Origin of the sequence: Phycicoccus sp. M110.8, assembly GCF_032464895.1 — a bacterium.
Classification (GTDB): Bacteria; Actinomycetota; Actinomycetes; order Actinomycetales; family Dermatophilaceae; genus Pedococcus.
On sequence record NZ_JAWDIC010000004.1, the window covers coordinates 104,554 to 122,833 of the forward strand.

General features: G+C 73.1%; 16 protein-coding genes. 8 read left to right on the forward strand and 8 right to left on the reverse strand.

Annotated elements, in window-relative coordinates:
• Nucleotides 1-119: 119 nt before the first annotated feature.
• On the reverse strand, nt 120-680 hold the full coding sequence (locus tag RKE38_RS15880; RefSeq protein ID WP_316008444.1) for a YbaK/EbsC family protein: 561 nt from the start codon (nt 678-680) through the stop codon (nt 120-122).
• A 315-nt stretch (nt 681-995) separates the two neighbouring features.
• On the opposite strand from RKE38_RS15880, the gene RKE38_RS15885 reads away from it, so the two are divergent.
• The 3 genes from RKE38_RS15885 to RKE38_RS15895 are packed head-to-tail and all read left to right on the forward strand — an operon-like array spanning nt 996 to nt 5,800.
• Nucleotides 996-1,307: a DUF6504 family protein gene (locus tag RKE38_RS15885; RefSeq protein WP_316008445.1), complete on the forward strand. Its 312-nt coding sequence runs from the start codon at nt 996-998 to the stop codon at nt 1,305-1,307.
• A gap of 12 nt (nt 1,308-1,319) precedes the next feature.
• The gene (locus RKE38_RS15890) at nt 1,320-1,778 is read left to right on the forward strand and encodes an SAV_6107 family HEPN domain-containing protein (protein ID WP_316008446.1); all 459 of its coding nucleotides are present in this window, start codon (nt 1,320-1,322) and stop codon (nt 1,776-1,778) included.
• Entirely contained in the window at nt 1,775-5,800 is a 4,026-nt protein-coding gene (locus RKE38_RS15895; RefSeq protein WP_316008447.1) for a DNA polymerase III subunit alpha, read from the forward strand. The genes RKE38_RS15890 and RKE38_RS15895 overlap by 4 nt, the downstream gene beginning before the upstream one ends.
• Before the next feature lie 25 nt (nt 5,801-5,825).
• Here RKE38_RS15895 and RKE38_RS15900 read toward each other — a convergent pair whose 3' ends face one another.
• Nucleotides 5,826-6,857: an HNH endonuclease family protein gene (locus RKE38_RS15900; protein ID WP_316008448.1), complete on the reverse strand. Its 1,032-nt coding sequence runs from the start codon at nt 6,855-6,857 to the stop codon at nt 5,826-5,828.
• 404 nt (nt 6,858-7,261) lie between these two features.
• Between RKE38_RS15900 and RKE38_RS15905 the strand changes: the two genes are divergently transcribed.
• The 3 genes from RKE38_RS15905 (at nt 7,262) to RKE38_RS15915 (ending at nt 9,992) form a co-directional block, all read left to right on the forward strand.
• The gene (locus tag RKE38_RS15905) at nt 7,262-8,056 is read left to right on the forward strand and encodes a methyltransferase domain-containing protein (protein WP_316008449.1); all 795 of its coding nucleotides are present in this window, start codon (nt 7,262-7,264) and stop codon (nt 8,054-8,056) included.
• A gap of 168 nt (nt 8,057-8,224) precedes the next feature.
• Nucleotides 8,225-9,487 (forward strand): DNA polymerase IV, encoded by a 1,263-nt coding sequence (gene dinB, locus RKE38_RS15910; protein ID WP_316008450.1) that lies wholly within the window; start codon nt 8,225-8,227, stop codon nt 9,485-9,487.
• Between the two features lie 103 nt (nt 9,488-9,590).
• Nucleotides 9,591-9,992: a DUF3040 domain-containing protein gene (locus RKE38_RS15915; protein WP_316008451.1), complete on the forward strand. Its 402-nt coding sequence runs from the start codon at nt 9,591-9,593 to the stop codon at nt 9,990-9,992.
• On the opposite strand, the gene RKE38_RS15920 is transcribed toward RKE38_RS15915, so the two are convergent.
• Both RKE38_RS15920 and RKE38_RS15925 read right to left on the reverse strand, forming a co-directional pair.
• Complete coding sequence (locus RKE38_RS15920) at nt 9,986-10,468, reverse strand: DUF456 domain-containing protein (RefSeq protein WP_316008452.1); 483 nt, start codon at nt 10,466-10,468, stop codon at nt 9,986-9,988. The two genes, RKE38_RS15915 and RKE38_RS15920, sit on opposite strands and share 7 nt — an antisense overlap.
• A 19-nt stretch (nt 10,469-10,487) precedes the next feature.
• Complete coding sequence (locus RKE38_RS15925; protein ID WP_316008453.1) at nt 10,488-10,709, reverse strand: hypothetical protein; 222 nt, start codon at nt 10,707-10,709, stop codon at nt 10,488-10,490.
• Nucleotides 10,710-10,962: 253 nt separating this feature from the next.
• Here RKE38_RS15925 and RKE38_RS15930 point away from each other — a divergent pair, with 253 nt between their 5' ends.
• Both RKE38_RS15930 and RKE38_RS15935 read left to right on the forward strand, forming a co-directional pair.
• Nucleotides 10,963-13,236, forward strand: a complete 2,274-nt coding sequence (locus tag RKE38_RS15930) for a type IIA DNA topoisomerase subunit B (RefSeq protein WP_410055471.1) — start codon at nt 10,963-10,965, stop codon at nt 13,234-13,236.
• 120 nt (nt 13,237-13,356) lie between these two features.
• The gene (locus RKE38_RS15935) at nt 13,357-14,805 is read left to right on the forward strand and encodes an APC family permease (protein ID WP_316008455.1); all 1,449 of its coding nucleotides are present in this window, start codon (nt 13,357-13,359) and stop codon (nt 14,803-14,805) included.
• A 13-nt stretch (nt 14,806-14,818) separates the two neighbouring features.
• On the opposite strand, the gene RKE38_RS15940 is transcribed toward RKE38_RS15935, so the two are convergent.
• The 4 genes from RKE38_RS15940 to RKE38_RS15955 are packed head-to-tail and all read right to left on the reverse strand — an operon-like array spanning nt 14,819 to nt 18,110.
• Nucleotides 14,819-15,865, reverse strand: coding sequence for a LacI family DNA-binding transcriptional regulator (locus RKE38_RS15940; protein ID WP_316008456.1), 1,047 nt, complete (start codon nt 15,863-15,865; stop codon nt 14,819-14,821).
• Nucleotides 15,866-15,885: 20 nt separating this feature from the next.
• Nucleotides 15,886-16,110, reverse strand: coding sequence for a hypothetical protein (locus tag RKE38_RS15945; protein ID WP_316008457.1), 225 nt, complete (start codon nt 16,108-16,110; stop codon nt 15,886-15,888).
• Nucleotides 16,111-16,132: 22 nt separating this feature from the next.
• On the reverse strand, nt 16,133-17,041 hold the full coding sequence (locus RKE38_RS15950) for a carbohydrate ABC transporter permease (RefSeq protein ID WP_316008458.1): 909 nt from the start codon (nt 17,039-17,041) through the stop codon (nt 16,133-16,135).
• Nucleotide 17,042: 1 nt separating this feature from the next.
• Entirely contained in the window at nt 17,043-18,110 is a 1,068-nt protein-coding gene (locus tag RKE38_RS15955) for a sugar ABC transporter permease (protein WP_316008459.1), read from the reverse strand.
• Between the last annotated feature and the right edge of the window lie 170 nt (nt 18,111-18,280).

Genomic DNA, 18,280 nt, shown 5'->3' on the forward strand with positions numbered 1-18,280 from the left:
GCTCGAGGTCTGACCGCTGCGCGCAGGGTCTTTGAAGGGTTTGCGCTCCTCAGAGGGTGCAAAGCCATCAAAGACCCCTCGGGGACCGCGTATGCCGTGCGGCCGGCGGGGCGGTGGGGTCAGGCGACCTCGATGGCGCGCCCGGCGGTGACCCGGAGCAGCTCCTCGTAGGTGGTGCGGAAGACGGTGTGGCTGTGGCCGGCTGCGGCCCAGACGTACCGGTACCGGCTCAGCGAGACGTCGACGTACGTCGGGACGGGCTGGAGGTGGCCCACGGGGGCGACGCCGCCGATCGCGAAGCCCGTGCTCTCGCGGACGAAGTCGGCGTCGGCCCGCTCGAGGTGCGCGACGTCGTCGACGAGGTCGGCCACCTTCACCAGGTCGACCCGGTGAGCGCCCGACGTCAGGACGAGGACGGCGGAGGTCCCGCCCGAGGCGCAGGTCGCCCGGAACACCAGCGAGTTGGCGATCTCCGCCGGGGTGATCCCGAGGGCGCTCGCGGCGGCGGCCGCGGTGCGGACGGCGTCCGGGAGCGTGACGACCTCGGGGACCACGTGGTGCACCGCGAGCGCCGCCAGGACGCGCTGCACGCCGGGGTGGCCGCTCAGGTCCGGGGCCGGGCCGGAGGGGCGGCCGGCGGTCGGGCTGGGCGCCGGGGGCGGGGGCGCGTCGGGCGGCATGCTCGAAGAGTAGGGCTGGGGGGAGGAGGCCACCAGCCTTGCCGACGCCCGTCTCACGGTGGGACCGGGACGGGTTCCGAGGTTCGCCTTGACGGCCTGTCCGAGGCCGGGTGTACCGTTCTGGTTATCGAACAGATGTTCGAATGCCGGGTCCGGACGACCGGCGACCCGCGGTTCCCGGCCCTGGTGCCCGAGCCGCTCGTCGCCACCGGGCCACGGCCGGCCCTGGCCCCGTGGCCGGCGCCTCGACCCCGCCGGTCGGGGCCAGGGCCCCACCTCATCCCATCCTGCCCCGAGCGAAGGAGCCATGCCGTGGTGCGCCGGTACGAAGAGCCGATCGAGGTCCGCGAGAGCACCGACGGGGGTGGCACCGCGGTGGCCACGCACCCGGACGCGTTCGTGTGGCGCGGCCGGCTCTACGTCGTGCGCACCGTCCTGGACTCCTGGCAGGAGCGCCGGCCGTGGTGGCGCGACGCCCGGGAGGGCGCCGACGTGCTCACCGACGCCCGCGAGCGCCGGGTGTGGCGGGTGGAGGCCAGCGCGGGTCGCACCGCCGGGGTGGGTGTCTACGACCTCGGCGACGACCCGGCCGGCCCGGGCTGGCGCCTGCTGCGGGTCGCGGACTGAGGACGGCTGACGATGACTCCCACCCCCACCCCGGTCCCGAGTGCTGCGGCGAGCGCCCTCGACCTGCTCGACCGCTCCCGGCACTCCCTGCTCGAGGCCTGCCACACCCGCGACATCGTCCAGCGCCACCGCCAGGCCCAGCTCGCGGCCCTGCGTGCTGCCGCCGCCGTGGTCGCCGCCCGCACCCGTCCCGGTGGCCCCGCCGGTCCGCGCAGCCTCTGGGAGCTGGTGCCGTCGGTCGCGCCCGAGCTCGCCGAGTGGGCCGGCTTCTTCGAGCTGGTCGCGGCCCGGCCCGGCCCGCACACCGCCCGCGAGGCCGACGACCTGCTGCGCCAGTCCGAGACGTTCCTCGAGCTGGTGTGCCGCGCCCTCGGCCTGCCGGTCGCCTCCGTCGACCGCGACGTGCTCGTGCCCACCGTCGCGGCGTCCGCGGCATCCGGGGCGCCGGTGCGGGGAGGGGGGTCGCCGTGACCGACTTCGTCCACCTCCACGTCGCCTCGGGGTTCTCGATGCGCTACGGCACCGCCACGCCCGAGGCGATCGTCGAGCGGGCTGCCCAGCACCGCCAGCCGGTGCTCGCGCTCACCGACCGCGACGGGCTCTACGGCGCGGTCCGGTTCGTCCGGGCGGCCACCGCCGCCGGCATCTCCCCGGTGCTCGGGGTCGACCTCGCAGTCGGCCCCGAGCCGGACCGGCCCGGCGCGTCCCGGGGCGGTCCCGACGACCCGGCCGGGGGCGGACGCCGACCCGTCGACCGGACGCTCGCCGACCGGGTGCTCGCCGATGCCGCTCGCGAGGGCGGGCACCCGGCATACCTGCCACCGTCGGCCCGGCCCCGCACCCCGGTGCGCGGCGGTGCGGTGGTCGACCCGCGCCACCCGCGCGTCACCGTGCTCGCCCGCGGCCGGGCGACGGGGCTGCCCGGGGGTGTCGGGTATGCCGCGCTGTGCCGGCTCGTCACCGACACCCACCTGCGCGGGGAGCGGGGGACCCCGGTGACCTCGCTCGACACCGTCGCCGCGCGCTGCACGGCCCCCGACGGCCACCCCAGCCCGCTCGTCGTCCTGCTCGGCCCCGACTCCGACGTGGGGCGGGCGGTCCTCGCCGGGCGGCCCGACCGGGCCCGGGCGCTGCTCGCCCGGTGGCAGCACCGGCTGCCGCCCGGTGCGCTCGTGGTCGAGGTGGTCTGCCACGGCGGCCCGTCCGGCACCCCGGCCTCGCGCGTCCACGCCGCGCGGATGCTCGGGCTCGCCGACGAGGCGGGGCTGCCCGCGGTGCTCACCGCGGCGGTCCGCCACGTCGACCCGGCCGAGTCCGCGGTCGTCGACGTCCTCGACGCCGCCCGCCGGCTCGTCGCCCTCGACACCCGGCACCTCGACCGGGTCACCGACGCCGCCCACCTCGCGAGCACCGACACCATGCGCGAGGTGGCGCTCGCGGTCACCGGCGGCGACCGCACCCGGGCCGACGCGCTGCTCGAGCGCACCCTCGCCCTGGGGCTGGCCTGCGCCCAGAGCGCCCGGCACGACCTGGGCATCGGGTCGGTCCACCTGCCCGAACCAGAGGTCCTGGGCATCGAGGCGGGGGAGAGCCCGCAGGTGCGGCTCGAGCAGCGCTGCCGCGACAAGCTCGCCTGGCGGTACCCCGGGCTGGGCGAGCGCGAGCTGTCCGCCGTCGAGACCCGGCTCGTCGACGAGCTCAAGGTCATCGCCGAGCTCGGGTACGCCTCGTACTTCCTCACGGTCGCCGAGGTGGTCGACCTGATCCGGGAGATGGGGGTCCGGGTCGCCGCGCGCGGGTCGGGTGCGGGGTCGCTGGTCAACTACCTGCTCGGGATCAGCGGGGTCGACCCGATCCGCTACGGCCTCATCATGGAGCGGTTCTGCAGCCCGCTGCGCGCCGAGCTGCCCGACATCGACATCGACGTCGAGTCGGCCCGGCGCACCGAGGTCTACGAGAAGGTCCTCGAGCGGTTCGGCGGCGACCGGGTGACCTGCGTGTCGATGATGGACACCTACAAGGTCCGGCACGCGATCCGCGACGTCGGCGCGGCGCTCGGCATGGCCCCGGTCGAGGTCGACGAAATCGCCAAGGCGTTCCCGCACATCCGCGCCCGCGACGTCCGCAACGCCATCGCCGAGCTGCCCGAGCTGCGCTCCCGCGGGCTCGACAGCCCCCGGCTGCGTGCGCTGTTCGACCTCGTCGAGCGGCTCGACGGACTGCCGCGCCACATCGCGCTGCACCCGTGCGGGGTCGTGCTGTCCGACGGCAGCCTGCTCGACCGCACGCCGGTCGAGGCGAGCTGGCTGGGGTTCCCGATGAGCCAGTACGACAAGGACGACGTCGAGACGATGGGTCTGCTCAAGCTCGACGTGCTCGGCATCCGGATGCAGTCGGCGATGGCGCACGCCGTGGCCGAGGTGGAGCGCGTCGACGGTGTCACGGTCGACCTCGACGACCAGGCGCAGGTGCCGCTCGACGACGAGGCGACCTTCCGGCTGATCCGCACCAGCCACACCCTCGGCTGCTTCCAGATCGAGAGCCCGGGGCAGCGCGAGCTCATCGGCAAGTTCGGGCCGCAGCGGTTCGAGGACCTCGTCATCGACATCTCGCTGTTCCGCCCCGGCCCGGTCAAGTCCGACATGATCACGCCGTTCCTCGAGGCCCGGCACGGCTGGAAGGCCGCCTCCTACCTGCACCCCACGCTCATCGCGGCGCTGGAGGAGACCGAGGGCGTCGTGGTGTTCCACGAGCAGGTGCTCATGATCGTCGCCGAGACGACCGGCGTCTCGCTGGCGCAGGCCGACGAGGTCCGGCGCGCGCTCGGCACCCCCGGCGGCCAGGTCGAGATCGAGGCGTGGTGGCGTCCCGCGGCCCTGGCGCGCGGGTACACCCGTGAGGACACCGACCGCATCTGGGAGGTGCTCAAGGCGTTCGCGTCGTTCGGTTTCTGCAAGGCCCACGCCGCCGCGTTCGCCCTGCCGACCTACCACTCGGCCTGGCTCAAGACCCACCACCCGGCGGCCTTCCTCGCCGGGGTGCTCACCCATGACCCGGGCATGTACCCCAAGCGGCTCATCCTCGACGACGCCCGCTCGCTCGGCATCACCGTGCTGGGCCTGGACGTCAACGCCTCCACCGGCACCTACCGGGTCGAGCGGGTCGAGCCGCTCGACCCCCTCGGCGGACGTCCGGGGCTCCCCGGCGACCCCGGGGACAGGACCGCGGCCGACGTGCTCACCGGTGACCTGCCCGATGCCAGCGACTACGGCATCCGCCTCTCGCTCGCCGACGTCCGCGGGATCAGCGACGCCGAGGTGGCGCGCATCGTCGCCGGCCAGCCGTATGCCGGGCTGTCCGACTTCTGGCACCGCGCCCGGGTGTCCCGGCCGGTCGCCGAACGGCTCGTCCTCGCCGGGGCGTTCGACCGGCTCTACGGCATCGGCGCGGTCTCCGGCGGGGTGCCGGGCCTGACGTCCGGCCCGACGACGGCGGGCCTGGGGCGGCGTGGCCGCACCACCCGGCGCGACCTGCTGCTCCACCTCGCCGAGCTCGACCGCTGGACCCGCGCCGTCGGCCGCTCGAGCCGCCGGGTCGCGCCCCGGGGCCGGTCGCGCGGTGAGGCCTCGACCCTGCCCGACGTGCTCGCCGGCGACCAGGTGCGGGGCCGTGCCGCGGCCCAGTCACAGGCGGCCGCACCGGTGACCGCAGCCGACCTCCAGCCCACCCAGCTCGCCCTCGACCTCGGCGACCGCCCCGAGCTGACCACCGGCACCGGGCTGCCCGAGCTGAGCGGCCCCGAGCGGGTCCGGGCCGAGCTCGACATCCTCGGCCTCGACGCGAGCGCGCACGTCGTCGAGTTCTACGCGCCGATGCTCGACGCCCTCGGGGTCACCCGCAGCCGAGACCTGCTCTCGGCCCGCAGCCGGTCGACGGTCTGGGCCTGCGGGGTCAAGGTCGCCACCCAGACGCCGCCGATCCGCTCGGGCCGGCGTGTCGTCTTCCTCACCCTCGACGACTCGACCGGGCCGGTCGACGCGACGTTCTTCGAGGACGTCCAGGGTCCTTACGCCGCAACGGTGTTCCACTCGTGGATGCTGCTCGTGCGCGGGGTGGTGCGACGCACCGGCCCGCGAGGCATCTCCCTGCGGGCGACGGGCGCGTGGGAGCTGTCGCCGTTGTGGGAGGCGTGGCAGCGCGGCGGGGTGGAGGCCGTGTATGCCGCGATGGAGGAGTCCGAGCGCGCGGCCGCCGAGCAGGCGCAGGCGGAGGAGGCCGCCCACCAGGCGGCGCTGCGGGGCGGGCGACGGGTGCTCGTCCACGCCTCGGGGTTCCGGCAGTCTCCCTACGCCGACACCAAGCCGCCGGGGGAGGACGTCCGGGGCTCGCACCGGCTCGCGCGCGGCACCGCGGTGCCCGGCGGCCCGGGGGCCGACCGGCTCGACCCGCCGCGCAAGCTGTGGCACTCCAGTCCCGGCAGCTCCGGCCACTGACGCCGGCGCACGACGACCGGGGAGGTCAGGCCCGCCGCCACCGGGCGCGGGGGTCCGTCGCCGTGGTGCTGCACCGCATCAGCGTTCCCGCGCTCGTGCGGCCGAGGGAACTCTCGGGGGAGCAGAAGGCGCCAGGGTGGACGCCCTGGACCACGGACGAGGTGGACGTGGTCGACGGTTTCGGCGACGACGTGCCGGTCGCGGTCGTCGGTCGCGGTGTCGAGGTCGACGAGCTCGTCGCGACCGGCCAGCCGCCGAGGGCGACGGGCCCGGCGGTGGGCACCGGCGTCGTGGGGCAGGTCCCGAGGATGCGCGCCAAGGCGGCGCGCTCGGCGGAGGTGACGGCGACGGCATACCTCGCCTTGACGGCGACCTGGCGCGCGGCGTACGCGCACCGGAACCCCTTGGCCGGCGGCAGCCACGTCGCGGCGTCCCCGGCGCCCTTGGCGGCGTTGACCGGACCGCTCACGGCGAGCAGGTTGAGCGGGTCGTTGGCGAAGGTGGTCCGGGTGCCGACGTCCCAGCGCGCCGCTCCCTTGACCCACGCGTCGGCGAGGGGCACGACGTGGTCGATCTGCACCGCCGCCGACGTGCCGGGTCCGCGGGTGAACGCGATCGTGCGCCCGGTGTACGGGTCGAGCAGCGTCCCGGACAGGACGACGCAGCCGTGCGTGCCGGCCTTGAGCCGGATCCCGCGCAGGTCGCGCCGCAGCACGTCGTTGCGCTGGTCGCACCCGTTGCGGTCGGTGTCGGTCCACGCCTGCCCGAACTGGGCCCGCGTGTACCCCGTCATCGGTCCGCGGCCCTTGACGACCAGGGTGCCGAGCAGGGCCAGGGCCGTCCCGGGGCGCGCCTGGGACGCCGTGCTCCCGACGGCGCGGGTCGACGGCGCCGCAGCCGCAGCCGGCGCCACCGAGGTGGCGGTCGCGGCGCCCCCCGCCGAGCCGTCGGTGCCGGTCGTCGTCGTTGCGGCGGTCGGCCGCACCGAGCCCGAGGTGGCCGTCGGGGTCGTCGCCGGTCCGCAGCCCGCGACCAGCGCGACGACTGCCGCCGCCACGGCGATGCCGCCCCGGGCGCGGAGGGCAGTCCGGGCGGTCCGTCGTCGCGGCCGAGTCGGGCTGGTCGGGACGGTCGGGACGGGTGCGCCCGCCGGAGACCCGGAGGCGGTGGGGTGGGGGCGGAGCGGTGGCACGGTGTGGCGGGTCCTCGGGGGATCGGACGGCGGGGGAGCTGTCTGCGCGGGGAGCGTTCGGGCGGGGGAGCGCGTGCACGCTAGCCGCGCGGTGGCGCCCGAGGTGGGAGGTTCCGGACGACACGGACCGGACGGACGATGCCGGGGCTCGGGAGTCCGTCGGGGAGTGCCGCGGGCTCGGACGGGCCGACCGCCGTCACCCCCGCCGACTAGGCTGGTCGTCGAGGCAGACCCGTGGCGCAACCAGCCCGCGACGCTGCCCAGTCCCGATGTCTGAGGAGGAGGACCGCGTGGTCGACGAGCAGTGGCGCACCCGTCGTGGCGGCGTCGAGACCTCGCTGCGCACCTCGGCGGTCTGGGCCGCGGTCCACGACATCGTCGAGCGCCGCGCCGCCGAGCTCGGCCGGCCGCTGCGGGTGCTCGACCTCGGCGGCGGCACCGGCGGCCTCGCCGTCCCGATCGCCGAGCTCGGCCACGACGTCACGGTGGTGGACCCCAGCCCCGACGCCCTCGCGTCCCTCTCGCGCCGCAGCGGCGAGCGCGGGGTGGCGGCGCGGGTGCACGCCGTCCAGGGCGACGCCGACAGCCTCGCCGGCGTCGTGGGCGCCGACCCGGTCGACCTCGTCTGCTGCCACGGCACCCTCGAGGTCGTCGACGACCCGCAGGCGACCCTGTCCGCGCTCGCGGACGTCCTCGCGCCCGGCGGCTCGCTCAGCCTCGTCGCCGCCCAGCGGCTCGCCGTGGTGCTGGCGCGCGCGCTCGCCGGCCAGTTCGCCCAGGCCGAGCAGGCCCTCACCAGCGCCGACGGGCGCTGGGGGAGCCAGGACCCCCTGCCCCGCCGCTTCGACGCCGACGCGCTGCGGGCCATGGTCGAGCAGACCGGGCTCGTCGTCGACGCCGTCCACGGGGTGCGCACGTTCAGCGACCTCGTGCCCTCGGCCCTGGTCGACACCGACGCCGACCGGGTGGCGCTGCTGCGCCTCGAGCAGGCCGTCGCCGACTCACCGCAGTTCGCCTTCCTCGGACAGCTCGGCTCGGCCGTGCACGTCCTCGCCCACCGCTAGGGGAGCGCCCATGCCAGCGCACCCGCCGGCGCACACGACCCACCCTTCGTCCCCCGACCGCACGCCAGCCGGCCGCCGGACCCCCGACCCCCTGACCGCCGACGCAATGACTCCCGACCTCGCGGTCCCTGGCCCCGCCGGGCGACGGGGCACCGCCGGGACGGCATCGTGAGCCGGCGGCAGTACGCCCTGCCGCAGCGCGGGGACGCCGGTCCCCCCGACGACACCGGCTGCACCGTCCTGCACGTCGACATGGACGCGTTCTACGCCTCGGCCTCGCTGCTGAGCCGGCCCGAGCTCGTCGGCACCCCCGTCATCATCGGCGGCGGCAACCGCGGCGTGGTGCTCTCGGCGACCTACGAGGCACGCCGGTTCGGGGTGGCCTCGGCCATGCCCATGTCGCGCGCCCGGCGCCTGTGCCCGCAGGCCACCGTCATCGCCCCCGACCACGCGCTCTACGCCCGGATCTCGGCGGCGGTCATGGCGACCTTCGACACCATCACCCCGGTCGTCGAGCCGCTGTCGCTCGACGAGGCCTTCCTCGACGTCTCCGGGTCGGTCCGACGGCTGGGCAACCCCGCCCGGATCGGTCAGCTCATCCGCGACACCGTCCACGACGAGCAGGGCATCACCTGCTCGGTGGGGGTGGCCCCGACCAAGTTCGTCGCCAAGCTGGCCTCCGGCCTCGCCAAGCCCGACGGCATGGTCGTCGTGCCACGCGACGAGGTCGTCGGGTTCGTCCAGCAGCTGCCGGTCGGCGCCCTGTGGGGGGTGGGCGACAAGACCGAGGAGGCACTGGTCCGGCTCGGCCTGCACACCGTCGCCGACATCGCCCACACCCCGCTGGAGACCCTGCGCCGGGCGCTCGGCGACAGCCTCGGCCCGCACCTGCACGACCTCTCCTGGGGCCGCGACCCCCGCCACGTCGAGCCGGTCCGGCGCGAGAAGTCCATCGGCTCGGACGAGACGTTCGAGCACGACGTCGACGACCCGGCATACATCCACCGCGAGCTGCTCAAGCTGAGCGACCGCACCGCGGCGCGCGTCCGCTCCGCCGGGATGATGGGCCGGACGGTGAGCATCAAGGTCCGCTTCGCCGACTTCACGACGATCACCCGCAGCCGCACCCTGCGCGACCCCACCGACGTCAGCCGCGACATCTACGCCACCGCCCGGTCCCTCTTCGACGGGCTCGGGCTGCAGCGCGCCCGGATCCGCCTCGTTGGGGTGCGGATGGAGGGCCTCGTCGACACCGAGGGCGCCCCCATCCAGGGCCTGCTCGACGAGCCCGACGCCGGCTGGCGCGAGGCCGACCGGGCGGTCGACCGGGCCAGCGCGCGGTTCGGCGCCGGCAGCGTCCGTCCCGCCAGCCTCATCCGTGACGGAGGTCACCGATCAGGTAGTGCATCCCCGCGCGGGGACCTATCCTGAAGACGTCAGCACACCAGCCCTGACCGGCACCGATTCGCTCTCGGTGAACGATCCGGTGGGGCTGTGCGTTGGCGGTGGTGAACACCGAACGTAGGAGGTCACGGTGCCCCTGTCAGAGCACGAGCAGCAGCTTCTCGAGCAGATGGAGCAAGCGCTGTATGCCGAGGACCCCAAGTTCGCCTCGCAGATGCAGGGCGCCGGGGCCCGCGCCGCCCAGCGGCGCCGGATCGCGGTCGGCATCGTCGGTGTCGTCGTCGGCCTCGCGGTCGTGCTCGTCGGGGTCAACACCCAGCTCTGGGTCCTGGGCGCCGTCGGCTTCGCGGTCATGGTCGCCTCGGCCGCGTTCGCCCTCACCCCGCAGCGTCGTCGCGCCCGGCTCGGCAGCGTGCAGTCCGACGGCACCATCCGCCGCGCCAACCCGGCCCAGCGCACCCGATCCGCCCGGGGCGGCTCGTTCATGGAGCGGATGGAGCAGCGCTGGGACCGTCGCCACGACGACTACTGAGCGACCAGCACCCCTGCCACCCACGTGACGGCGATCGCCACCGCCGCCATCAGCTCGATCCCCATCGACAGGAACACCGCGCGCAGCGCCGCCTTGGTCGACACCCAGGCCAGCGCCCGGTCCCGCGAGTGGCTGAGCTCGACGAGGTAGATCCCGAGCACGAAGCCGACGAAAGCCCCCACGACCGGGATAACGAAGAACCCCACGACCGCCACGAGCACCGCCAGCACGAGGGTCGAGCTGCGCACGCCGGCGGCCTTCATCCGCCGGCCGGGCACGGCGTACTGCAGCCCCACGCCCGCGCCCCACAGCACCGCGCACACCCCGAAGACCGTCCAGCCCAGCGCGGACCGGGCGTCGAGCGCCCAGAGGAACACCGCGGCCAGGCACAGGAACAGCCCGGGCAGCACGGGAATGACGATCCCCACCATCCCGATCAGGATCAGGAGGGCGGGGACCCAGGTGGAGGCTTCCATCCCGGAAGCCTAGAGGCGGTTACCGCTCGTCGTCCGCCGCGATCGCGGGGGTCTCGTTCAGGCGGTCCGTCTCGTCGACGATGTCGGCGTGCTCGCGCAGCTTGGGCAGGTGCTCGCGTCCGTGGTGGGCGCAGAAGAGCAGCTCACCGCCGGCGTGAAGGCGAGCGCGCACGTAGGCCTGGGCTCCGCAGCGGTCGCAGCGGTCGGCCGCGCTCAGGGTGGGTGCCAGTGCAGTGGTCACGTCAGCCTTCCTCCATAAGTCGTGTCTCCGATGAGACGTCCTACTCCGGTCGGGGGTTCGTCTCCGTGGAGACCTGCCCGTTCCGGCGCCGGTAGCAACAGTCAAGCATGCGCAGTTCTTCCCGGCCCGCATTGGGTGGTGATGCACGTCATGCATGTCACATCAGGTGATTCGGTGCTCGGGCGTCCGGTGGATGGGAGGAACCGGTCCGGGTGGGGCGCGAGTGGCCCGAGGGGGCTACGCCCGATGCCGTATGCCGCGTGCCTGCGCCGGCTCGTCGGCGCGCCGGGATAGCGTGGTCCCCACCCGGGGCCCGCTCGACGGGCCACCCACCACCGGGGCCGGACCCAGCACAGGAGCACCCCAGACCGTGGCCACCGCCACCACCGAGACCACTGCCAAGAAGACCGCGACGACGAAGTCGAGCAGCGACTACAGCGCCCACCACCTGCAGGTCCTCGAGGGCCTCGAGGCCGTCCGCAAGCGGCCGGGCATGTACATCGGCTCGACCGACGGCCGCGGCCTCATGCACTGCCTCTGGGAGATCATCGACAACGCCGTCGACGAGGCCCTCGCCGGCCACGGCCAGCGGATCGAGGTCGTCCTGCACCGCGACGGGTCGGTCGAGGTGCGCGACAACGCCCGCGGCATCCCCGTCGACATCGAGCCCCGCACCGGCCTCACGGGGGTCGAGGTCGTCTTCACCAAGCTGCACGCCGGCGGCAAGTTCGGCGGCGGCTCGTACACCGCGTCCGGCGGCCTGCACGGCGTCGGGGCCTCGGTCGTCAACGCGCTGTCCTCCCGGCTCGACGTGGAGGTCGACCGCGGCGGCAAGACCTACGCCATGAGCTTCCGGCGCGGCGAGCCCGGCTACTTCCCGGACGTCGCGAGCGACGACAAGAGCCCGGACCACGAGTTCACGCCCTACGAGCGGTCCTCCGAGCTCGCGGTGGTCGGCAAGACCAGGCGGGGTGTCACCGGCACCAGGATCCGCTACTGGGCCGACCGGCAGATCTTCCTCAAGGACGCCGCCTTCGACTACGACCAGCTCGTCGCCCGGGCCCGGCAGACCTCCTTCCTCGTGCCCGGCCTGGCGATCGTCATCCGCGACGAGCGCCGCCTGCCCGGCACGCCGGGGGAGGGCGGCCCGCACGAGGAGGTGTTCCTGCACGACGGGGGCATCTCGGAGTTCGCCGAGTTCCTCGCGCCCGACGCCGCGGTCACCGAGGTGTGGCGGCTGCAGGGCACCGGCACCTTCACCGAGACCGTGCCCGTCCTCGACGCCAAGGGGCACATGAGCCCGACGGAGGTCGAGCGCGAGTGCGCCGTCGACATCGCCGTGCGGTGGGGCACCGGCTACGACTCGAAGGTCTCGTCCTTCGTCAACATCATCGCCACGCCCAAGGGCGGCACCCACCTGGCCGGCTTCGAGCAGGCGCTGCTCAAGGTCTTCCGCAAGCAGCTCGAGGTCAACAGCCGCCGGCTCAAGGTGGGCAACGACAAGCCGGAGAAGGACGACGTCCTGGCCGGGCTCACCGCGGTCGTCACGGTGCGCCTCGCCGAGCCGCAGTTCGAGGGCCAGACGAAGGAGGTGCTGGGCACCAACGCGGTGCGCGCCATCGTCGCCAAGGTCGTCGAGCAGGAGCTCACGGCCCGCCTGACCTCCACCAAGCGCGGCGACAAGGCGCAGGCCGCCCTGCTGCTGGAGAAGGTCGTCTCGGAGATGAAGTCGCGCATCAGCGCGCGGCTGCACAAGGAGACACAGCGCCGCAAGAACGCCCTCGAGACCAGCAGCCTGCCGGCGAAGCTGGCCGACTGCCGCTCGACCGACGTCGAGAAGTCCGAGCTGTTCATCGTCGAGGGCGACAGCGCCCTCGGCACCGCCAAGCTGGCCCGCTCCAGCGACTACCAGGCGCTGCTGCCGATCCGCGGCAAGATCCTCAACGTCCAGAAGGCGTCCGTCTCGGACATGCTCAAGAACGCCGAGTGCGCGGCGATCATCCAGGTCATCGGGGCCGGCTCGGGCCGCAGCTTCGACCTCGACGCGGCCCGCTACGGCAAGGTCATCATCATGACCGACGCCGACGTCGACGGCGCCCACATCCGCACCCTGCTGCTCACCCTCTTCTTCCGCTACATGCGCCCGCTCGTGGAGGCCGGCCGGGTGTATGCCGCGGTGCCACCGCTGCACCGCATCGAGGTCGTCAACCCCGGGTCCAAGAAGAACGAGCTCATCTACACCTACTCCGAGGGCGAGATGCGCGCGACGGTCGCCAACCTCAACAAGCGGGGCCGGACCATCAAGCAGCCGCTGCAGCGGTACAAGGGCCTCGGCGAGATGGACGCCGACCAGCTCGCGGAGACCACCATGGACCCCCGGCACCGCACCCTGCGCCGGGTGCGGCTCGAGGACGCCGAGGCAGCCGAGAGCGTGTTCGAGCTGCTCATGGGCAACGACGTGGCACCCCGCAAGGACTTCATCGTGGAGTCCGCCGCCGACCTCGGCCGCGAGCGCATCGACGCCTGACGCCGGGGCGCGTCCACGCGGACGCGACCGTCCGCCGTTGCGGGCGGGGTGCGGGTGCGTCACGGTAAGGGGCAGCAGGGGTCGTGAAGGGCGGCCGCCGCGACCCCAGGAGGGTGTGCCATGAGCACTGCCCAGGACACGCACCAGCGCGCGACGGGGGAGGAGCAGACCGACCTCAGGCGGGTGATGGGTCCGGGCCTGCTCCTGCTGTTCATCGTCGGCGACATCCTCGGCACGGGGGTCTACGCGCTGACGGGCCAGGTCGCCGCGGAGGTCGGCGGCGCGGCGTGGGTCCCGTTCCTCGTGGCCTTCGCGATCGCGATGGTGACGGCCTTCTCCTACCTCGAGCTGGTCACCAAGTACCCGCGAGCGGCGGGCGCGGCGCTCTACACCCACAAGGCGTTCGGCATCCACTTCCTCACGTTCATCGTGTGCTTCACCGTGATGTGCTCCGGCATCACGAGCGCGTCGACCGCCTCGCAGGCGTTCGCGTCCAACCTCGCCCAGGGCTTCGGGCTCGACCCCGACAACGGTGGGCTCGTCATGGGGGTGGCGCTGGCGTTCATGGCGCTGGTGGCCGTCGTTAACTTCCGCGGAGTGGGCGAGAGCGTCAAGGCGAACATCGTCCTGACCCTCGTCGAGCTGTCCGGCCTCCTGCTCGTGATCCTCGTGGGGTTCTGGGCGCTGATGGACGGGCGCACGGACTTCAGCCGCACGGTGGTCTTCGACAGCCCCAGTGACAAGAGCGCCTTCCTCGCCGTCACGGCGGCGACCTCGCTCGCCTTCTTCGCGATGGTCGGTTTCGAGGACTCGGTCAACATGGCCGAGGAGACCCACGACCCGGTGCGGAACTTCCCCAGGATGATGATCACCGGCATCAGCATCACCGGGCTGATCTACGTGCTCGTCGCCCTGTTCGCCGTGGCGATCGTCCCGGTCGAGGAGCTCGGCCGGACCGACACGCCCCTGGTCCGCGTGGTCGAGGCGGCGGCGCCGTCGGTCCCCATCGACACGCTGCTGCCGTTCATCTCCATGTTCGCCGTCGCCAACTCGGCCCTCATCAACATGCTCATGGCGAGCCGGCTGCTCTACGGCATGGCGCGCCAGGAGGTCCTGCCGCCCTTCCTGGGACGGGTCCACGCTGGCCGGCGCACGCCCTACCTGTCCATCCTGTTCACCACCGTCATCGCCTTCGGGCTCATCGTGCTGGTCACGACCCGGTCCGACAGCGACGTGGTGGCAGCGCTCGGCGGCACGACTGCACTGCTGCTGCTCGGTGTCTTCACCATCGTCAACGTCTGCGTCCTCGTCCTGCGCAAGGACACCGTCGACCGCCGGCACTTCGTGGCTCCCACGGTGCTGCCGGTCCTCGGGGCGCTGTGCTGCGCCTTCTTCGTCGGGCCCTGGACCGGCCGCAAGACGGTCCAGTACGAGATCGCGGGCTGGTTGCTCGCCCTGGGCGTCGTGCTGTGGCTGCTCACCTGGGTGGCGAACCGCTCCCTGCGGGCGAAGAAGACGTACGTGCGCGACCCTGAGGCGCTCGCCGACTCCGAGGGCGGGGTCAACTAGGGCGCGGGCGGGGTCAGGTCGCCGTTCCCGCAGTCGTCAGGCCCGTCGACACACGGGCGCCCACCGGCGCGGTGGAGCCCCGGTCGACCAGGGTGATGCCGAGGACCTCGTCGAGGTCGGGGTCGACGTGCCCGTGGAGCGCGTCGAGCATGATGCGGCCGGCCCGGCGCCCCTGCGCCAGCACGTCCTGGCGGACCGTCGTGAGCCCCATGATGTCCGAGTACACGTGGTCGTCGATGCCGATGACCGACACGTCACCGGGCACGTCGAGGCCGTGCCGGCGGGCGGAGGCCATCACGCCGAAGGCCATCTCGTCCGAGGCCGCCACGACGGCCGTGGGCAGGTGGCCGCTCGTGAAGAGGCGGTCCGCGTGCTCCATCGCGCCGACGGCCGTCCAGTCGCACTCCAGCACCCAGTCGGGTGGGCACGCCAGCCCGTGCTCGCGCATGACCGCCGTGAACGACTCCCGGCGGTCGTAGGGCGTCTGGAGGTGCGTGATCGAGCCCGGCACGGTCCCGGCATACGCGATGTCGCGGTGGCCCAGGTCGATGACGTGCCGCGTCGCGAGGGCCATCGCGGCCCGGTCGTCGATCCGCACCGATGGCCACCCCGGCTGGCGGTTCCCCACGGTGACGACGGGGAGCCCCAGCCGGTCGATCAGCGCCCGCTCGGAGGCGTCGGGTGGGACGTTGAGCAGGATGATGCCGTCGGCCCGCTTCCAGAACATGCTCTGGGTGATGGGCAGCCGGGTGTCGAACGTGTGGCCCTCGAGGTCGCAGAGCAGGACGTGGTACCCCTTGTCCCGCAGCTCCTTCTCGATGCCGCTGACCACGGTGGCGAAGAACCAGCGGTCGAAGTACGGCGTCACGACCGCGATGCCGCGCGTGCGCCCCGACACCAGGCTCGTCGCGGCGGGGGAGGCCATGTAGTTGAGCTCGGCCGCCGCCTTCAGCACGCGGTCCCGCGTGTCCGGGCTGACCCGGTCCAGGCCACGCAGGGCGCGCGAGACCGTGGCCACCGACACGCCGGCGGCGCGGGCCACGTCCCCGATGGTGCTCATCCACCCCTCCCCGCTGTGGTTCAGGCTCCCGTGTTCCGCCGGGCTCGCCAGACGAGCCAGCAGGCCAGCAGGAGCACCGCGAGGAGGGCGGCGGAACCACCCGCCGCCTCCCCGCGGACCTCGAGCACGACGGTCTGCACCGCCGCCATGAACGTGAAGAAACCCAGGATTCCGAGCAGGGTGTCGAGGCGCTGCGCCTTGGCGCGTGCGTCGCCGGTACCGCTGCCCGGGTTGAACAGTCCCATGGCGTCCGGGCGAGGCCTGCGCCTAGCCCTTGACACCTCCCGCCGTCAGGCCGGAGACGATGGCCCGCTGGAAGACCAGCACCATGATGATGAGCGGCACCGTGACGATGGTGCCGGCCGCCATGACCGCGGTGTACGGCTCCTGGTGCGGCTGCGCGCCGGTGAACTGGGCGATGGCGACGGTGACCGTCTGCGTCGACGGGGTGGAGAACTGCTGGGCCAGCAGGTACTCGTTCCAGCTGGCGATGAACGCCAGGATCGCCGTCGTGAACAGGCCGGGGGCGGCCAGGGGCAGCATGATCTTGCGGAAGGCCTGGCCCGGGGTGCAGCCGTCGATGCGAGCGGACTCCTCGAGCTCCCACGGCATCTCCGACAGGAACGCCGTGAGCGTGTAGATCGTGAGGGGTAGCGCGAAGGAGATGTTCGGGATGATCAGCGCCTGGTAGTTCACGCCGCTCAGCCAGCCGAGGCTGGAGAACAGCTGGAACAGCGGCGACACCAGCGCGACGCCGGGGAACATCGAGGACCCCAGGATGATCCCGAGGACGACGTACTTCCCGGGGAAGTTGAGCCGGGCCAGGGCGTACGACGCGAAGACGCCGACGAGCATGGCCACCGCGGTGGTGACGACGCCGATGATGATCGAGTGCACGAGCGCGGCCCCGAAGTGGTTGCCACGGTCGGTCGAGAAGGCGGTCTTGAAGTTGTCCAGCGTCACGTGGGTCGGCCACGGGCTGCTGTCGAAGGTGTAGCCGACGTCGCGGAACGCGGTGACGACCATCCAGTAGAACGGGGCCAGGCCCCAGATCACGAGCACGGCCAGGCCGATGTACATCCGGATCTTGGCGTTGCGGTCGCTGCGGAAGTGGATCTCCTGGGCCTCGGTGCGGCCGGCGTTCGGAGGTGCGGTGGTCGCGGTGGTGGCGGTCATGTCAGGCTCCCGTGGAGGTGGCGTTGGCGGCGACGGGGTTGCCGGTCTGCGGCTCTTCCTTCTTCTTCGTCTTCTTCGACTGCGGCGGCCGCTGGATCACGTCGGCGCCACCGAACTTGATGAAGAGGAACGCGACGAACGCGACCAGGAGGAAGACGATCGTCGACAGGGCCGACGCGCTGTGGAACCCGGAGCGGATCTGCCTGATGACGAGCATCGACAACGACGTGGTGCCTCCCGCGCCCTGCGTGAGGATGGCCGGCAGGTCGTAGATGCGCAGGACGTCGAGGGTGCGGAAGAGGACCGCGACCATGAGCGGCGTCTTGACCAGGGGCAGCGTGATCCGGACGAACGTCTGCCACTTGGTGGCGCCGTCGATCTGGGCGGCCTCGTAGACGTCCCCGGGGATGAGCTGCAGGCCGGCGAGGATGAGCAGCGCCATGAACGGCGTGGTCTTCCAGACGTCGGCGATGACGATCGCGAGCTTGGCGGCCACCGGGTCGCTGGTCCACAGCTGGGGGGAGATCCCGACGAAGCCGAGCAGCTTGTTGGCGATGCCCTGGTAGGCGAAGATGAAGAACCAGAGCTTCGCGGTGACCGCGGTGGGGATGGCCCAGGGGACCAGGATCGCGGCGCGGACCAGGCCGCGACCGCGGAACTCGCGGTTCATGATCATCGCGAACCACATGCCGAGGATGACCTCGATGACCACGCTGGTCACGGTGAAGAAGAGCGTCACCCAGAAGGCGTTGTAGAACTGCGCTCCGAGCGTGCCGGGCGGGCAGTCGACGTTGCCGCACTGCTGCAGCAGCCAGTGGGTGTAGTTGGAGATGCCGGCACTGCCGCCCTCGACGAACAGGCCGGTGGCGGGATCGAGGCCGGCGTCCTTCTGGAAGGACAGCTGCACTGCCCGCAGCAGCGGGTAGATGATGATGACGGCCAAGAAGATGAGGGTCGGTGCCACGAGCAGCAGCCCCTGACGACCCTGGCCCGCGTGGAGCCCCTTCTCCTTGGGCGCCTTGTTCCTCGTGGGGGTCGACTTCCTCGTCGACTCCGCGACTGCGCTCATGCCTGCTCCTTGCCCCGGCTGCGCCGCGCCCTCGGGGGAGGGCGGGTGGTGGACGTCATGCTCGAGTGTTCAGGTGGTGCTGCGTGGCGGGGGTGCCGCCGGTGCTGCGTGGCGGGGTCCCGCCGGTGGTGCGTGGCGGTCGTGCCGCCGAACGGGTGTGGGGGTGGCCC